The sequence below is a fragment of the Thioalkalivibrio thiocyanoxidans ARh2 genome (assembly GCF_000385215.1).
Classification (GTDB): Bacteria; Pseudomonadota; Gammaproteobacteria; order Ectothiorhodospirales; family Ectothiorhodospiraceae; genus Thioalkalivibrio; species Thioalkalivibrio thiocyanoxidans.
Map to the genome: position 1 here is coordinate 66,507 of NZ_ARQK01000057.1, position 16,764 is coordinate 83,270.

Genomic DNA, 16,764 nt, shown 5'->3' on the forward strand with positions numbered 1-16,764 from the left:
TCAGGACCGCTGAGAGCCTTAAAAAATCATTAAAGTCAAATAGATAACGGTTTTCCTCACAGGGAGCCGCGGGCCTTATTATTATCAGTTTTAAATTACTTAAACCCAATTACAGGACACCGCCATGGAACTCTCTTTCCAGCGCGAAGCGATGACTGATGCCCTGCAACGGATTGTTGGGGCGGCCGAGAAGCGCTTGACGATGCCGATACTTGGTAACGTCCGCTTACGCCCGGACGAACGTGGCGGAATCCGGATGGATACGACGGACCTGGAGCTGGCCTGGCAGGGCGGGGCTGCCGGAACAATCCCGGGCGAATGCGATGTGACGGTATCGGTGCGCAAGTTGCTGGATGTGGTAAAGGCGGCACCGGAAGAAAGCGAAATTCGGGCGACGATCGATGGCGAGCGGATGTCGGTCGGGTTCGCCGGTTCCCGCTTCAGTCTCGCGACTCTTCCGGGTGCGGATTTCCCGGACTGGGAGAGCAAGAGCGCAGAGTGGACCCTGGATATCCCGCAGAATCGGCTGCGGCGGTTGTTGGAGGCAACGATGTTCTCAATGGCGCAGCAGGATGTGCGCTACTACTTGCAAGGATTGTTGCTCGTGGCCAGTGGGCCAAGTCTGCGGGCCGTGGCCACCGATGGGCATCGCCTGGCGCTGGCAGAGGCTGAACTCGATCAGGCGGTCGACGGGCGTGTAGAGAAGATCGTGCCGCGCAAGACGATCGCAGAGCTCCGGCGCAATCTCTCCGACGATGATGTGCCGGTGCGAGTGGGATTCAGCGATGACCAGGTGCTGTTCGATCTGGGAGAAGCGGTGCTACGCAGCAAGGTCATAGAAGGCCGTTTCCCGGATTACGAGCGCGTCATCCCGACGGATTTGCCGGCGACGCTGACGGTGGAGCGGGAACGCCTCAAGCAGGCACTCGGGCGAGTGGCGATTGTGGCGTCGGACAAGTATCGCGGCGTCCGGATGACGCTCGGGGATCAAGGGTGTCAGGTAATGACGCACAATGCGGATCGTGAAGAGGCGCAGGAATCTGTCGAGGCGGAATACCAGGGGCCGGCGATGGAGATCGGGTTCAATCTTGGTTACCTGGTCGATGTACTCAATGCGATCGAGACGGATCAGGTTCGGATCGGTCTGCGCGATGGAAATTCTTCGATTCTGGTCCAGGCTGAGCCACCAGGCGGCGCGCGCTACGTCGTGATGCCGATGCGACTTTAGTCGCGGTGGGGTGATTGCCCGTCGTGCTGGAAGCCCTGTGGTGGCATGGTGTGCGCAATCTCGTGGAGCAGGCCTTCGAGCCGGGTAGCGGCATCAACCGTCTCGTCGGCCCGAATGGTGCGGGCAAGACCTCGGTGCTGGAGGCCTGCCATGTGCTTGCGGCGGGTCGATCGTTTCGGACGCCGCAGCTTCGCAGGGTGGTGACATCTGGGAAGAAATCTCTGTGGGTTGGCGGTCAGGTGCGGGACCGCCAGGGCGGGGTGCATCGCCTGGGGGTCAACTGGGAGGGTGCGCGCCGCTCGCGGCTGGATGGTCGCTGGATGGAGGGGCACGCCAGTGTGGCCGAATGGCTTCCTGTACGGGTACTGCATGCGGGCTCGTTCGAGCTGCTGACCGGTTCGCCGGAAGAGCGGCGTCGGCTTCTGGACTGGGGCTGCTTTCACTCCGAGGCGTCGTATCGGCGGCAGTGGCAGCAATGGCGTCGGGCACACGAGCAACGGAATGCGGCGCTGCGCACCGGCGATCATCGGGCGGTGCGCGAGTTCGAGCGACCGCTGATCGAGGCCGGGGAAAAGATTACCTCGGCTCGTGAGGGCTACATCGAAAGCTGGCAAGCGAGTACCGCGAGGGCGGCCGCTGCATTTGGCTTCTCCGAACGTCTGGACGGTTTTCGGCTGCGGCTTCGGGTGGGCTGGGATCGGGACCGATCGCTTGCGGAGGCGATTGAGCGGAGTCGGGCGTCGGACATGGAGCGCGGGTTCGGGCAGGTCGGTCCGCAGCGTGCGGACATCGAGCTGCGTTTCGAGGGTCGGCCGGCGGCCGAGGCGTCGAGGGGTGAGCAAAAGCGCCTGATTGTGGCGCTGACCGGTGGGCAGGCGGGGATGCTCGAGGCGCAGACGGGCCGGGCTCCAGTCGTGCTCCTGGATGATGTTGTCTCGGAACTGGATGTCGACGCAGTGGAAGGTCTGATGACTGGCCTGTCGAGTTATGGATGGCAGGTGCTGGTGACCGCGGTGGACCCGGTGATCCCGGGGCTGGACCGTGCCGACTCGACCCAATTGTTTCACGTGGAACATGGTGTCGTGTCTCCGGCCTGAGGTCCGCCCGGCCCCTGTCTTTGGGTTATACTGCAGTGTCTGCCACCGGCCGGATACCGCACTCCATGTCCGAAACTGAACCGCTCGATCCCGAAACCTACGATTCTTCCCAGATCCGTGTCCTCAAGGGCCTGGATGCCGTGCGCAAGCGTCCCGGCATGTACATCGGCGATACCGATGACGGGACGGGGCTCCACCATATGGTGTTCGAAGTCGTCGACAACTCGATCGACGAGGCCCTCGCCGGCCACTGCGACACCATCGAGGTGACGATCCACGAAGACAACGCCGTGTCGGTCTCGGATAACGGTCGTGGCATCCCGGTGGATATCCACGAAGAAGAAGGCAAGTCCGCGGCGGAGGTGATCCTCACGGTACTGCACGCCGGGGGCAAGTTCGACAACAACTCCTACAAGGTTTCCGGGGGGCTGCACGGTGTGGGTGTCTCGGTGGTCAATGCCCTGTCGGAAGAGCTGCGCCTGGAGATCCACCGCGCCGGCGAGCGCCACGAGCAGACCTACCACCTCGGCGTCCCGGAAACCGCGCTGGCAGTCGCCGGTCCGACCGACCGGACCGGGACCCGGATCTGGTTCCGCCCGAGCGCGGAGATCTTCAGCGGTATCGAATTCCATTACGAGATCCTGGCCAAGCGCCTGCGTGAACTCTCGTTCCTGAATTCCGGTGTAAGGATTACGCTGCGCGACCAGCGCGACAACCGCGAGGAGACCTTTCTGTTCGAGGGCGGTATCCGCGCATTTGTCGAACACCTGAACCAGAAGAAAACGGCTCTCCACCCGACCGTTGTCTATGCGAACCAGACCCGCGAAGATGACTATGTCGTGGAGGTGGCCCTGCAGTGGAATGACTCCTACCAGGAGAACATCTTCTGCTACACCAACAATATCCCGCAGCGCGATGGCGGCACTCACATGGCCGGTTTTCGCGCGGCCCTTACGCGCACGATCAATCAGTACCTGGAGAACGAGGGCCTGATCAAGAAGGCCAAGGTCGCCACTGCCGGCGATGACATGCGCGAAGGCCTGACTGCGGTGCTGTCGGTCAAGGTGCCCGACCCGAAGTTCTCGTCGCAGACCAAGGACAAGCTCGTGTCCTCCGAGGTCAAGCCGATCGTCGATAGCGTTCTGTCAGATGCCGTACACAACTTCCTGCTGGAGAACCCCACCGAGGCCAAGGCGATCACCGATAAGGTGCTCGAGGCCGCGCGTGCCCGCGAGGCAGCCCGCAAGGCGCGGGAGGTCACACGCCGCAAGGGGGCGCTGGATGTCGCCGGTCTGCCCGGCAAGCTCGCGGATTGCCAGGAAAAGGACCCGGCCCATTCCGAGCTCTATCTGGTGGAGGGTGATTCTGCGGGCGGATCGGCAAAGCAGGGTCGCGATCGTCACTTCCAGGCGATCCTGCCGCTCAAGGGCAAGATCCTGAATGTCGAGCGGGCCCGGTTCGACCGCATGCTCGGCTCCGCCGAGGTCGGCACGCTCATTACGGCACTCGGTTGCGGGATTGGCAAGGACGAATACGATCCGGACAAGCTGCGCTACCACCGCATCATCATCATGACTGACGCGGACGTCGACGGCTCGCACATCCGCACCCTGTTGTTGACCTTCTTCTTCCGGCAGATGCCCGAGCTGATCGAGCGCGGCCACGTGTACATCGCCCAGCCCCCGCTGTACAAGATCAAGCGCGGCAAGCGCGAGCAGTATGTCCGGGACGAGGCCGAGATGGGTGAAATCGTGGTCTCGCTTGCTCTGGACGGCGCGGCGCTCTATCCGGGCCCCGAGGCCCCGCCGGTGACCGGCGAGGCCTTTGAAGAACTGGTCAAGGGTTATCAGAAGGCTGCGCGAGCCGTCGAGCGGCTGGGTCGCCTGTACGATTCGCGCATCCTTTGGGCGATGCTCGAGGCGGACGCCATTCCCGAACCGCGCAGTGTCACTAACCCTGACGTTCAGGCCTGGTTTGCCCGGATACTCGAAAGCATCTCCAGTGACCGGGCGGGTGCCACCCGCTACAGCCTCGGGCCCGTCACCGACGTCGACGGCCATGCACAGCTGAGCCTCGATCGCATCGAGCATGGGGCGGCCCTCTCGCAATACATCACCGATGACACCCTGGCGTCCCGCGATTTCCAGACCATCCTGGATCTGTCGGCCCGGCTGAATGCCCTGCTGGATTCCGGTGCCTACATCAAGCGTGGCGAACGGGTTCACCGCATCCAGGGTTTCTCCGAGGCGATGGAGTGGCTGCTTCACGAGGGCCGCCGTGGCCTTGCCACCCAGCGCTACAAGGGCCTTGGCGAGATGAACCCGGAACAGCTGTGGGAGACCACCATGAATCCGGAAACGCGGCGGCTCCTCCAGGTTCGCGTCGAGGACGCGATCCGGGCCGACGAGATCTTCACCACCCTGATGGGCGACCAGGTCGAACCCCGTCGCGATTTCATCGAGACGCGGGCCCTCAGTGCGGAGAACGTCGACGTGTAGTGACTGATGGCGATCCTCGTCATCCTTGCGATTGTCGGGCTCGTCGCTCTGACACTGGCGATCGCCCGCTTGTATTCCCATCTGGCTGTGCAGGAACGGCGGGTGGTCGGGGCATGGGACCAGCTGGAGCGCCTCCTGGTGCAGCGAAACGGTCACCTGCAGCAGGTCTGTACCGAAGGCGGAGATCGTGGTCCCGCCGCCCTGCGAGACCTGCATCGATCCTTGCAGCGCCAGGAGACTGCCCGTCGCCAGGGGGATCTGACTACAGTCGCCGAGGCCGAACGCGAGATCAGGAGCCTCTGGGATTTAATATCGTCACAAGGTCTTGATTTAAAAGCCGAAAAAGAAGGGGAAGCGGGCCGCCGAGTGGCCGCTCTGGACCAGGCGATCCGGGACACCCTGGTCCGTTACAACAGCGCCCTGGACGCGTATCAGCGTACGCGGCGCGCCCCCTTCTACGCACCGCTTGCGTGGCTCGCGGGCATGGGCCGTTACCTCCCCCTGCAGCCCCCTTCATCCGACAAGACTTCGCGCTGAGTCGACCGGACGGTTTCTGTGCAGAATCGAGGCGCGCAACCCCCGGAACACCCTCCCGGGGTTGCGGTCCGAATGGCATAATTCCCTCCCTAGTCGAACCAGGAGTCTCCGTGCCCAATCCCCTGCTGCAAACGGATCGTCTGCCGGCGTTTCGATCGATCGCCCCCGAACACGTGATACCGGCGCTCGATACCGTCCTCCAGGAGAATCGCGACGGGATCGAACAGCTCGTTGCGCAGGCCGGCGAGGCCCCCACCTGGGACGGCCTGGTCGCACCGCTCCAGCACCTGGATGCCCGACTCTCCCAGGTATGGGCGCCGGTTGGTCACCTGAATGCGGTGATGAACAGCCCTGAGCTGCGTCAGGCCTACAATGCCTGCCTGCCCAAGCTGTCCGAGTTCGGCAGCTGGGTGTCGCAGCACCAGGGCCTGTATGCCGCCTTCCGCCGCCTCGCCGATGGCCCGGAGTATGCCCAGCTCTCGCCCGAGCGGCGCAAGGTGATTGATGACGCCCTGCGTGATTTCCATCTGAGCGGCGTCGATCTCCCCGAGGATGCGCGTGCTCGCCTGCGCGAGATCGACTCCCGTCTGTCCGAGCTGACGGCCCGCTTCGAGGAGAACGTCCTCGATGCGACCCAGTCCTGGACCTGGCAGACCGACGACCCGGACGCACTCTCGGGCGTCCCGGCCGCCGAACAGGCGATGCTCGCCCAGAACGCCCGTGCCCACGAACAGACCGGCTACCTTGTCACCCTCGACTTTCCCAGCTATTTCGCCGTCATGAGCCACGCGGACGATCGCGACCTGCGTCGCCGGGTCTACGAGGCCTTCGCGACCCGTGCATCTGAACAGGGCCCCGATGCAGGCCGCTTCGATAACAGCGAAGTGATGGTCGAAATCCTCCAGCTACGGGAGGAGAAGGCAGGTATCACCGGGTTCGGGCACTACGCCGAGCGTTCGCTGGCGACCAAGATGGCCGAGACCGCCGCCCAGGTCGACACTTTTCTGCAGGACCTCGCCCGGCGCGCGCGCCCCCGGGCCGAGCAGGATCTGCAGGAACTGCGTACCTTCGCGCGCGAGGAGCTGGGGCTCGATTCCCTCGAGGCCTGGGACATGGCCTATGCCGCCGAGAAGATGCGTGAACGACGCTTGGGCCTGAGCCAGACGATGCTGAAGCCTTATTTCCCCGCCACCCAGGTTGTCGAGGGTCTGTTCCGTCTGGTCGAGCGCCTGTTTGGCGTGCGTTTCGAGGCCGACCCGAGTGTCGAATGCTGGCACGACGACGTGCTCTACTACCGTGTTATTGATTCCAACGGTGTCGAACGTGCCGGCTTCTACTTCGATCTTTACGCTCGCAAGAACAAGCGCGGTGGCGCCTGGATGGATGTCTGCCGCCAGCGTTTTGTCTCCGCCGACGCCCAGCAGGTCCCGGTCGCGTTCATGACCTGCAACTCCACCCCGCCCGTGGATGGCAAGCCGGCCCTGTTTACGCACGACGAGGTCATCACCCTGTTCCATGAATTCGGCCACGGTCTCCACCACATGCTTACGCGCGTGAACGAGCCCGAGATTGCCGGGATCAATGGGGTCGAATGGGACGCGGTGGAGCTGCCAAGCCAGTTCATGGAGAACTGGTGCTGGGAGCGCGAGGCCCTGGATCTGTTCGCTCGTCACCACAAGACTGGCGAGCCCATGCCGGACGACCTCTACCAGCGCCTGGTCGATACCCGCCACTTCCATGCGGCGCTCCAGCTGCTGCGCCAGGTCGAGTTCTCCCTGTTCGACATGCGTCTGCACGCGGGTCCGGCACCGGACAGTGCACAGGCCATCCTCGATCTCCTGGAAGCGGTCCGCGACGAGGTCGCGGTGGTCCGGCCGCCGGCGTTCAACCGCTTCCCCCATGGCTTCGCTCATATCTTTGCTGGCGGCTACGCGGCGGGCTATTACAGCTACAAGTGGGCGGAAGTCCTCTCTGCCGATGCCTTTGCGCGCTTCGAGGAGGAGGGGCTGTTCTCGCCCGACGTCGGAGCGGCCTATCTGCGCGAGATCCTGGAAGTGGGGGCCTCGCGACCCGCGGCCGACTCGTTCCGGGCGTTTCGGGGACGTGACCCCGAAATCGATGCGCTATTGCGCCACAGCGGCCTGGAGGATGCCGCGTGAAGATCGCCAGCTGGAACGTCAACTCGCTGAAGGTCCGCCTGCCCCAGGTCCTCGACTGGCTGGGCCGCTCGCGCACCGACATCCTCGCACTGCAGGAGACCAAGCTGACCGACGAGAACTTCCCGGTCAGCGCCATCCAGGATGCCGGTTACGAGGTCGTTTACTCTGGCCAGAAGACCTATAACGGCGTGGCCATCCTCTCGCGCAGCCAGGCGACCGACGTGGTCACCGACCCGCCCGGGTTAGAGGATGCCCAGCGCCGCATCCTGGCGGCCACGGTCGGCGATACCCGCGTCGTCAATCTCTATGTGGTGAACGGCGAAAACGTAGGCACCGAAAAGTACGCCTACAAACTCGACTGGCTGGCGCGCATGCGCGCCTGGCTGGCCGCCGAGATCGAGGCGCACCCGAATCTGGTGGTCCTGGGTGATTTCAATATCGCCCCGGAGGACCGTGACGTACACGATCCCGAGGCCTGGCACGAGCGCATCCTCTGCTCGACCCCGGAACGCGAGGCCCTGGCGGCCATCACGGAGCTGGGCCTCGCGGACACCTTCCGTGCGTTCGATCAGCCGGAGGGGGAATTCTCCTGGTTCGACTACCGTGCCGCCTCGTTCCGGCGCAACCGTGGCCTGCGCATCGACCTGGTGCTGGCCAGCCCGGCCTTGCAGAAACGCCTGACCGCTGCGGGGATCGACCGCGAGCCCCGCGGCTGGGAACGGCCCTCCGACCACGCCCCCGTCTGGGCCGAATTCAGCGACTAGGCCCGGCCACCGGCCGTGCCCTGGGAGATACCCGTGAAATACAGGGACCTGCGTGATTTCATCGATGGGCTCGAGGCCCGCGGCGAGCTCAAGCGCATCACCACCGAGATCGACCCGAACCTGGAGATGACCGAGATCGCCGATCGTGTGCTGCGCGCCGGCGGCCCTGCGTTGCTGTTCGAGAACCCCAGGGGTTCCGAGATCCCGGTGCTGGCCAACCTGTTCGGCACACCGGAGCGGGTCGCCATGGGCATGGGCGAGGACTCGGTAGAGGCCCTGCGCGAGGTTGGCCGGCTACTGGCCTTTCTCAAGCAGCCGGACCCGCCCAAGGGGCTGCGAGCGGCCTGGGAACAGCTGCCCGTGTTCCGCAAGGTGCTCGACATGGCGCCGAAGAAGACCCGCGGCGCTGCCTGCCAGCGCCACGTGATCGAAGGTGACGACGTGGATCTGTCGACCCTCCCGGTGCAGACCTGCTGGCCCGGGGATGCCGGGCCGCTGATCACCTGGGGGCTGGTCGTGACCCGTGGTCCGGAGAAGTCGCGGCAGAACCTCGGCATCTACCGTCAGCAGGTGATTGGTCGCAATCGCGTGATCATGCGCTGGCTGTCGCACCGCGGGGGCGCGCTGGACTATCGGGAGTGGTGCCAGGCCCGCCCGGGCGAGCCCTTTCCCATTGCGGTGGCCCTGGGCGCCGATCCCGCGACCATCCTCGGCGCGGTCACTCCGGTGCCGGATACGCTGTCGGAGTATGCCTTTGCCGGTCTGCTGCGCGGCAGCCGCACCGAGGTCACCCGCTGCATCGGTTCCGATCTCGAGGTGCCGGCATCGGCCGAGTTCGTGCTGGAGGGCCATATCCACCCCGGCGAAACCGCGCCGGAGGGACCGTTCGGCGATCACACCGGTTACTACAACGAGGTGGACGAATTTCCGGTGTTCACCATCGACCGTATCACCCACCGTGACCAGCCGATCTACCATTCCACCTACACCGGGCGCCCGCCTGACGAACCGGCGGTCCTGGGGGTTGCCCTGAACGAGGTGTTCATCCCGATCCTGCAGAAGCAGTTTCCGGAGATCGTGGACTTCTACCTGCCACCGGAGGGCTGCTCCTATCGCATGGCGGTGGTCTCCATGCGCAAGCAGTACCCCGGCCACGCGAAGCGCGTGATGATGGGCGTGTGGTCGTTCCTGCGCCAGTTCATGTACACAAAATTCGTGATCGTCGTCGATGATGACGTGAACACGCGCGACTGGAACGATGTGATCTGGGCGATTACAACGCGCATGGACCCCGCGCGCGATACGACGCTGGTGGAGAACACGCCCATCGACTATCTGGATTTCGCCTCGCCAGTATCGGGGCTGGGCTCCAAGATGGGTATGGACGCGACCTCCAAGTGGCCGGGCGAGACTGAGCGCGAGTGGGGCCGACCGATCACGATGGATCCGGCCGTACGCGAGCGGGTGGATGCCCTCTGGGACGAGCTGGGGCTGTAGCTGTCGCTACAGCCCCGCCCGACAGACTCCTAGTTGCCCAGGTGTGCGCCGTCCTCGGGTAGCCGCACCCAGGCCGCGATGTCGGAGCCCATGGCCCGTACCGTGCGCCCCATCACCGAGCAGCTGCCCTTGAAACCGCCGAACGCGCCGCCACCGGAAACCCGGCGCGAGGTGAATTCGGCCACTGCCTCGCCGTTCTCGTACAGCGTGCCCTCGGCCTCCGCCAGGGACCGGTGTCCGGACCAGGCATTGCCGTCATTGCGGGCCTGGGTGATCTCCACCATCAGCACCTTTCCGGCATCATCGGGGCCTACGTCTGCATCGGTCTCGACCCGCACATCGTGGCGCGCCCCGAACTCCTGGACGAAGCCCGGGAAGCGTTCCTCCAGCTCGCATTCGCGGCGAATGGCCTCGGCCACCGTCGCATCCTCGCTGTAGGCGAAGCGCTCCGGCACCGTAACGATCACCTCCGGATCGGTCACCTCGGCGGCGGCGGCCTCGGCGCTTGCATCGGCCCCCGAGTCCGCTTCACGGGTTTCGTTGGCCGCACAGCCGCCAAGCAGCATCAGCCCGCCAGCGGCCAGTGCGGCCACCCATTTTTCTCCCTGCATTCCTTTCTCCCTGCCTGTGTCTGGCGCCCCGAGTCTGCCCCATCCCGCCTGTGGATTGCACCCCCGGCATCGCCACATGCCGCTTCCGGGGTTGCTTGCGTTCGCCCGGGCCGTGGCGACAATGAGCCCCTTTGTTCGAGGTGCGAGGAACAGCGCATGGCCTTTGACGTGATCATCCAGCCCAGCGGGCAGCAGCTCGAGGTCGAGGACGACGAGACGGTACTCGAGGCCGCGCTGCGCCAGGGGTTTGCATTCCCCTACGGCTGCCGCAACGGCGCCTGCGGATCCTGCAAGGGTCGCGTGCTCGCGGGCGAAGTGGACCACGGGCCGACCAAGCCGCCGGGCATTACCGAGGCGGAACTGGCCGATGGCTGGGCACTGTTCTGCCAGGCGGTCCCGGTGGATGATCTGGAGATCGAGGTCCGCGAGATCGGCGCGGCCAAGGACATCGTCGTGAAGACGCTGCCCTGTCGCGTCGCGCAACTGAACCGCCTGGCCGATGACGTGATGGAGCTGCGCCTGCAGCTCCCCGCTACCGAGCGCATGCAGTTCCTCGCCGGACAGTACCTGGATGTCCTGCTCAAGGGCGGCGGGCGTCGCAGCTACTCGCTGGCCAATGCCCCGCATGACGACGAACAGCTGGTCCTGCATGTGCGCCATCTGGAGGGTGGGCGCTTCTCGAAGATGGTGTTCCAGGAGATGCAGCCGAAGGCGCTGCTGCGTATCGAGGGGCCGCTCGGCACGTTCTTTGTCGACGAGGAATCAGAGCGACCGCGCCTGTTCGTCGGCGGCGGCACGGGCTTCGGCCCGCTCAAGGGGATGCTGGACCATCTGGCGGTCGAGGGCTTCGACCGCCCGCACCACCTGTTCTGGGGCGCGCGCAGTGCAGAGGGGATTTACGCCCCCGAATGGCTCGGCCGCATGAGCGCCGAGCATGGCGAACACTTCCGCTTTACGCCGGTGCTGTCCGATGTCCCGGCGGATACGGCGGCCGGGTTCGCGGCTGTCGCGGGCTGGCCGCACGATGCGGTACTGGCCGAATACCCGGACCTGTCCGGCTTCGATGTCTACATGGCCGGCCCGCCGGCGATGATCGAGGCGGCGACCAATGCCTTCCTCGCCGCGGGGCTACCGACGGAGCAGCTCTACTACGACAGCTTCGAGCCGGCCGCGCCCCACGAGGTCGCTAACTAGTCGCGAGTTGCGCGGCCAGGCGCTGCACCGCCAGCTGCATTGCGGCGTCGGTCGGATCCTCGGCGACCTCCACGGTGGCCTTGAACCCCAGCTCCTGCGCGATCTCGCCGATGCGTTCGGAGCCTACCACCAGCGGTGTCTTGCGCAGCCACATGCGCCCGAGCTTGCCGACCATCTCGTAGAGATTGCGCAGGCCCTCTCCACTGGTGATGGTGATGATGTCGATCTGGTCGCGTGAGAACGCATACATCAGCGCACCGGTATCGCCCTCCGGGCGACCGCGGCGATAGGCCTCGGCAAAGGTGACCTCCGCGCCACGTGATTTCAGCGTATCGCCGAGGTATTCGCGCCCGCCGTCGCCGCGAAAGATCACCACACGCTGGCCGGCCACGTCCTGCATGGCCGGCTGTTCCAGCAGCGCCTCGCTGTCGAAGCGCCGCGGCGGGGCGATATCCACATTCAGGCCGAAGCCCTTCAGCTCCTTCGCGGTCCGGTTGCCGATGGCCGCGATCCGTGTCCCCTCGGGCCAGGCGCGGTCGGCCAGCGCCAGGTTCAGCACCCGCTGCACCGCGTTCGGGCTGATAAAGACCGCGATGTCGAAGGAGTCCAGCTGATCCAGCACCGCGCGCAGATTGGTCGGGTCGCTGGGCGCCAGGATCTCCAGCACCGGAAAGCGAATCACCTCGGCGCCATCGCCGGCCAGCAGGGTGCAGAACTCCTCGGCCTGCGCCGCCGGCCGCGTGACCAGGATCCCGCAGCCGTTCAGGGGGCCGTCGGCGGTGGGCTTCATGATATCCAGATCGGCCATCTTCAGGATCCTTTCGTGGAGGCTGCGTTTTCGGCATGGGCGGCGGCCAGCAGCTCGCCGGCCCCCAGTTCCAGCAGCTGTTCGGCCAGTTGCACCCCAAGGGCCTCCGCGTCCCCTCGCGGCCCTTCCACCTGGCGTCGCAGGAGCTGGCTGCCATCGACCGCGCCGACCAGACCGTCCAGGTGCAGCCGGTCGCCGTCCAGGGTTGCGTGGGCGGCCAGCGGTACCTGGCAGCCGCCCTCCAGGCGGCGATTGAACGCGCGTTCGGCGCGTACGCGGTCGGAGGTGTCGCGGTCGTTCAGGGGTGCGATCAGCGCAGCGATCTCCGGGTCGTTCTCGCGGCACTCGATGGCGATCGCCCCCTGCCCCACGGCCGGCAGGCTGACCGCCGGTTCCAGGCGGGCGCGGATGCGCTCGTCGAACCCGAGGCGCTTCAGTCCGGCTGCCGCCAGCAGGATCGCGTCGTATTCGCCGGCATCCAGCTTGCCCAGCCGGGTGTTCACGTTGCCGCGCAGATCCGTGATGTGCAGATCCGGCCGCCGCGCACGCAGCTGGCACTGCCGACGCAGGCTGGACGAACCCACGCGCGCGCCCTGGGGCAGCTCGTCGACATGTGCATAGGTGTTGGAGACGAACGCATCCAGCGGGTCCTCCCGGTCGAGGATGACCGGCAGCACCAGGTCCGCCGGCAGCTCCATGGGCACGTCCTTGACCGAATGCACCGCGATATCCGCACGATCTTCCAGCATCGCGATCTCCAGCTCCTTCACGAACAGCCCCTTGCCGCCGATCCGGGCCAGGGGGGAGTCGAGCACGCGGTCGCCCTGGGTGGTCATGCCGACCAGCTCCACCGGCCGATCCGGGTGCAGTTCCCGCAGGCGCGCGGCAACATGTTCCGCCTGCCACATGGCGAGCGGGCTTTTTCGAGTGGCGATACGCAGGGGTTTCATGCGGGGTCCGTGGTCCGGCGGCTGGAGAATAAAGCGCCGTAGTATAACGGTTTCGGCGAAGTGGCCCGAACCCAGCCTGATCCAGGGGCTTTCCTCCCTGCTATGCCAGATCGCCGCGGAGGAAAGCCCGTACCTGCGACAGCTGACGGCGGCTGACAGGGACGGGATCCACGTTGCCGTGAAACAGCAGGCGGTGATCGGCCGGGCCGCGCGTCTCCAGCCCCCGGATCGCCGTGCGTACCACCAGGTAGCCCCGGCGCACGCACAAAAGGGCATCGCCGAATCGGGCCTCCAGTTCGCGCAGTCGCGTATCCACAAACCCCTCGAGCTGTTCGCCACGCGCAATCACGTAGCCGTCCTCGGCCGCGAAGTAGGCAATACGAGCCAGGGCCACGCGCTCCTCGCGCCGCCCGATGGTCAGGCGAACGGTCTGCGGAGCGGGCGCCGAGGGCCCCGTTTTGTACCGGGCCGCGCGCTCCAGGGCCTGGCTCAGGCGATCGCCACGCACGGGCTTGAGCACGTAGTCGCGCACGCCGGCCTCGAAGGCATCCAGGCTGAACTGGTCATGTGCGGTCACCAGGATCACCATCAGGTCGGGTCGCCTGGAGCCGATCTCGGCGGCCAGATCCATGCCCGACTCGCCGGGCATCTCGACGTCCAGAAGGACCAGATCGGGCCCTTCGCGGGTAATGGCATCGCGCGCGCCAATCGCCTCGCCCGCCTCTCCGATTACCTGGTGTCCGGCGTCAGCCACCAGCCCCGCCAGGCGCTGGCGCGCGATGGGTTCGTCGTCCACGATCAGGACGCGCAAGGCTTCACTCGACATGTTAATCCCCCCGTTCCAGTGGCAGGCGCATGCGGACCTCGAACTCGCGTTCCCGGGACTCGGTCTCGAAGCGGAACCGATCGCCGAACGCATGGTGCAGGCGCAGGCGCACGGCATCGGTGGCGGTGCCGGTTCCCTCGCTGTTCGCCTCCGGGTCGACACTGTTGGTCAGCGACAACATCACCGTGCCGGAGTCGAGCCAACAGCGCACGCGCACAAAGCCGGGACCACGCGCCGGCCCGATCCCGTGCTGGATCGCGTTTTCCGCCAGCGGCTGCAGGATCAGGGTGGGCACGCTGACGTCCAGGCCGGCCTGGTCCGGGCAGTCCCACTCCACCTGGAGGCGTTCGCCAAAGCGGGTCTGCTCGATATTCAGGAACGCGCGCACCAGTTCCAGTTCTGCCCGCAGGGACTGGCGATCCCCGGTCGCGAAGGTGGCGCGAAAGAGATCCGCCAGATCCAGCGTGACCTGTTCCGCGCGCGGGGGATCGCTGCGGCACAACCCCGCGATGGTGTTCATGCTGTTGTAGAGAAAATGCGGCCGCAGCCGGGCCCGCATCGCCTGTTCGCGGGCCCGCGAGACCGCCCGGGTCTCGCGCTGCCAAGCCGCCTGCAGATAGAGATAGTGCATCGCCACCAGGCTCAGGATCGTGGCCACCGCGATCGCCGGCCAGCGCCAGGCCGGATCGGCCAGCTGCAGCCCCTCGGCCCCGAAAAAGACCGCCGCCGTGTTGGCGATCGGCACCAGCGGGGGCAGGATGATCTGGCCCCACAGGGGCAGGCGCACCAGCAGCCGCTTGCCGGCGCACAGGATCAGCAGGCTGGTCAGGGCGACCCAGAAGATGAACAGCGCATGCAGGGCCAGCCCCGGCACCCAGTCCTGCCCGCCCCCGCGCAGCAGGGTCACCGCCAGGGCCAGCAGTACAGCGACCATCAACACGCGCAACAGCGTCTCGGCGCTGCAGAAATCCGGCAGCGGCGATTGCTTCGCCAGCTCGGTGGTCTCGTCGTCCGGCGCAGGTGCCCTCACGACCCGTCTCCCCTCCGGGTGCTGCCCATCCTTGTAATTGGTCGGGGACACTGTGGCGTGTCTCCCTTATACTTCCGGGTCTTTCCAACCCGGTTCAGGGTGCACCATGACGCAGGATTCCGCACGCGACAAGCCGCAGGCCCCCGCCCCCGAGGGCGAGGCCAAGCTCTGGGGTGGCCGTTTCTCCGAGCCCACCGATGCCTTTGTCGAACGCTTTACCGCCTCGGTCGAGTTCGACCAGCGCCTGTACCGCGAGGACATCCAGGGCTCGCAGGCGCATGCGCGCATGCTGGCGAAGGTCGGCGTGCTGACCGACGCCGAGGCCGAACAGATCCTGCAGGGGCTGGATGCCATCCGCGACGAGATCGCCGCCGGCGAGTTCGAGTGGCAGATCGGCCGCGAAGACGTGCACATGAACATCGAGGCGCGGCTGATCGAGCGCATCGGTGATGTCGGCAAGAAGCTGCACACCGGCCGCTCGCGCAACGACCAGGTGGCGACCGACATCCGCCTGTGGCTGCGCGCCGCGATCGACGACATCCTCGCCCTGATCCGGGGGTACCAGCGCGGGCTGGTGGATCTGGCCGAGCGCGAGGCCGCGACGGTGATGCCCGGTTTCACCCACCTGCAGACCGCGCAGCCGGTGACCTTCGGTCACCACATGCTGGCCTGGTACGAGATGCTGGAGCGCGATGCCCGGCGCCTGGTGGACTGCCGGGCGCGGGTCAACGTCCTCCCGCTGGGCGCGGCCGCGCTGGCCGGAACGCCATACCCGCTGGATCGCGAGTACACCGCCGAGCTGCTGGGTTTTGACGGGGTGACGCGCAACTCGCTGGACGCGGTCTCGGATCGCGACTTCGCGATCGAATTCACCGCCGCGGCGGCGACCCTGATGATGCACCTGTCGCGACAGGCCGAGGAGCTGATCCTCTGGACCAGCGCGCAGTTCGCGTTCATCGACCTGCCGGATCGCTACTGCACCGGTTCGTCGATCATGCCGCAGAAGAAGAACCCGGACGTGCCCGAGCTGGTGCGCGGCAAGACCGGCCGGGTCTATGGCCACCTGATGTCCCTGCTGACCCTGATGAAGGGCCAGCCGCTGGCCTACAACAAGGACAATCAGGAGGACAAGGAACCGCTGTTCGATACCGTGGACACCCTGCTCGGCTCGCTGCGCGCGTTCGCCGACATGGTGCCCAACCTGGAGGTGCGCGCGGAGAACACCCTGGCCGCCACGACCAAGGGCTTTGCCACGGCAACGGATCTCGCCGACTACCTGGTCGGTCGGGGTGTGGCCTTCCGCGATGCCCACGAGGTCGTGGGCCGTGCGGTGCGGGTCGCGCAGGAGCGCGGGGTCGACCTGGCGGAACTGCCGCTGTCCGACCTGCAGGCCATCAGCGAGGCGGTGGGCGACGACGTCTACACCGTGCTGACCCCGGAGGGCTCCGCCGCTGCCCGCAACCTGACCGGTGGTACCGCCCCGGAGCAGGTCCTGCGCCAGGTCGCGGCCGCGCGCGAACACCTCGCGGGCATGCTGGACTGAAACAAGATCGAAGTGGTGCGAA

At 66.0% G+C, this 16,764-nt stretch carries 14 protein-coding genes; 9 read left to right on the top strand and 5 right to left on the bottom strand.

Annotated elements, in window-relative coordinates; translation table 11 throughout:
- Positions 1-124 precede the first annotated feature (124 nt).
- The 7 genes from dnaN (at position 125) to ubiD (ending at position 9,780) form a co-directional block, all read left to right on the top strand.
- Complete coding sequence (gene dnaN, locus G372_RS0110345; protein WP_026340340.1) at positions 125-1,228, top strand: DNA polymerase III subunit beta; 1,104 nt, start codon at positions 125-127, stop codon at positions 1,226-1,228.
- Between the two features lie 23 nt (positions 1,229-1,251).
- Positions 1,252-2,325, top strand: coding sequence for a DNA replication/repair protein RecF (gene recF / locus G372_RS0110350; protein ID WP_019623868.1), 1,074 nt, complete (start codon positions 1,252-1,254; stop codon positions 2,323-2,325).
- 65 nt (positions 2,326-2,390) lie between these two features.
- The gene (gene gyrB / locus G372_RS0110355; protein ID WP_018863314.1) at positions 2,391-4,823 is read left to right on the top strand and encodes a DNA topoisomerase (ATP-hydrolyzing) subunit B; all 2,433 of its coding nucleotides are present in this window, start codon (positions 2,391-2,393) and stop codon (positions 4,821-4,823) included.
- 6 nt (positions 4,824-4,829) lie between these two features.
- Positions 4,830-5,360 carry a hypothetical protein gene (locus G372_RS0110360; protein WP_019623867.1) on the top strand — a complete coding sequence of 177 codons (531 nt, stop codon included), beginning with the start codon at positions 4,830-4,832 and terminating at the stop codon, positions 5,358-5,360.
- Between the two features lie 110 nt (positions 5,361-5,470).
- Positions 5,471-7,519, top strand: coding sequence for a M3 family metallopeptidase (locus G372_RS0110365; RefSeq protein ID WP_019623866.1), 2,049 nt, complete (start codon positions 5,471-5,473; stop codon positions 7,517-7,519).
- A complete protein-coding gene (xth, locus tag G372_RS0110370) occupies positions 7,516-8,283 on the top strand; it encodes an exodeoxyribonuclease III (RefSeq protein WP_018863311.1) in 768 nt (255 codons plus the stop codon). The genes G372_RS0110365 and xth overlap by 4 nt, the downstream gene beginning before the upstream one ends.
- A gap of 33 nt (positions 8,284-8,316) precedes the next feature.
- Entirely contained in the window at positions 8,317-9,780 is a 1,464-nt protein-coding gene (ubiD, locus tag G372_RS0110375) for a 4-hydroxy-3-polyprenylbenzoate decarboxylase (RefSeq protein ID WP_018863310.1), read from the top strand.
- A 29-nt stretch (positions 9,781-9,809) separates the two neighbouring features.
- Here ubiD and G372_RS0110380 read toward each other — a convergent pair whose 3' ends face one another.
- Positions 9,810-10,391 (bottom strand): hypothetical protein, encoded by a 582-nt coding sequence (locus G372_RS0110380; protein WP_019623865.1) that lies wholly within the window; start codon positions 10,389-10,391, stop codon positions 9,810-9,812.
- A gap of 156 nt (positions 10,392-10,547) precedes the next feature.
- Here G372_RS0110380 and G372_RS0110385 point away from each other — a divergent pair, with 156 nt between their 5' ends.
- Positions 10,548-11,585 (top strand): CDP-6-deoxy-delta-3,4-glucoseen reductase, encoded by a 1,038-nt coding sequence (locus tag G372_RS0110385; RefSeq protein WP_018863308.1) that lies wholly within the window; start codon positions 10,548-10,550, stop codon positions 11,583-11,585.
- Here the strand turns inward: G372_RS0110385 and G372_RS0110390 are convergent.
- From G372_RS0110390 to G372_RS0110405, 4 genes are all read right to left on the bottom strand, one after another.
- Positions 11,578-12,393, bottom strand: a complete 816-nt coding sequence (locus G372_RS0110390) for a uroporphyrinogen-III synthase (RefSeq protein WP_018863307.1) — start codon at positions 12,391-12,393, stop codon at positions 11,578-11,580. The two genes, G372_RS0110385 and G372_RS0110390, sit on opposite strands and share 8 nt — an antisense overlap.
- A gap of 2 nt (positions 12,394-12,395) precedes the next feature.
- Entirely contained in the window at positions 12,396-13,343 is a 948-nt protein-coding gene (gene hemC / locus G372_RS0110395; RefSeq protein WP_081618858.1) for a hydroxymethylbilane synthase, read from the bottom strand.
- Between the two features lie 100 nt (positions 13,344-13,443).
- Positions 13,444-14,169: a LytR/AlgR family response regulator transcription factor gene (locus tag G372_RS0110400; RefSeq protein WP_019623864.1), complete on the bottom strand. Its 726-nt coding sequence runs from the start codon at positions 14,167-14,169 to the stop codon at positions 13,444-13,446.
- A 1-nt stretch (position 14,170) separates the two neighbouring features.
- A complete protein-coding gene (locus G372_RS0110405) occupies positions 14,171-15,199 on the bottom strand; it encodes a sensor histidine kinase (protein ID WP_019623863.1) in 1,029 nt (342 codons plus the stop codon).
- A gap of 106 nt (positions 15,200-15,305) precedes the next feature.
- Here G372_RS0110405 and argH point away from each other — a divergent pair, with 106 nt between their 5' ends.
- A complete protein-coding gene (gene argH, locus G372_RS0110410) occupies positions 15,306-16,742 on the top strand; it encodes an argininosuccinate lyase (RefSeq protein ID WP_018863303.1) in 1,437 nt (478 codons plus the stop codon).
- The last annotated feature ends 22 nt before the right edge of the window (positions 16,743-16,764 follow it).

What these genes read in the sequence shown, in the direction of transcription:
- dnaN (WP_026340340.1), top strand. Translation starts at nt 125, where the DNA reads ATGGAACTCTCTTTCCAGCGCGAAGCGATGACTGATGCCCTGCAACGG.
- gyrB (WP_018863314.1), top strand. Translation starts at nt 2,391, where the DNA reads ATGTCCGAAACTGAACCGCTCGATCCCGAAACCTACGATTCTTCCCAG.
- G372_RS0110360 (WP_019623867.1), top strand. Translation starts at nt 4,830, where the DNA reads ATGGCGATCCTCGTCATCCTTGCGATTGTCGGGCTCGTCGCTCTGACA.
- G372_RS0110380 (WP_019623865.1), bottom strand. Translation starts at nt 10,391, where the DNA reads ATGCAGGGAGAAAAATGGGTGGCCGCACTGGCCGCTGGCGGGCTGATG.
- G372_RS0110385 (WP_018863308.1), top strand. Translation starts at nt 10,548, where the DNA reads ATGGCCTTTGACGTGATCATCCAGCCCAGCGGGCAGCAGCTCGAGGTC.
- G372_RS0110390 (WP_018863307.1), bottom strand. Translation starts at nt 12,393, where the DNA reads ATGGCCGATCTGGATATCATGAAGCCCACCGCCGACGGCCCCCTGAAC.
- hemC (WP_081618858.1), bottom strand. Translation starts at nt 13,343, where the DNA reads ATGAAACCCCTGCGTATCGCCACTCGAAAAAGCCCGCTCGCCATGTGG.
- G372_RS0110400 (WP_019623864.1), bottom strand. Translation starts at nt 14,169, where the DNA reads ATGTCGAGTGAAGCCTTGCGCGTCCTGATCGTGGACGACGAACCCATC.
- argH (WP_018863303.1), top strand. Translation starts at nt 15,306, where the DNA reads ATGACGCAGGATTCCGCACGCGACAAGCCGCAGGCCCCCGCCCCCGAG.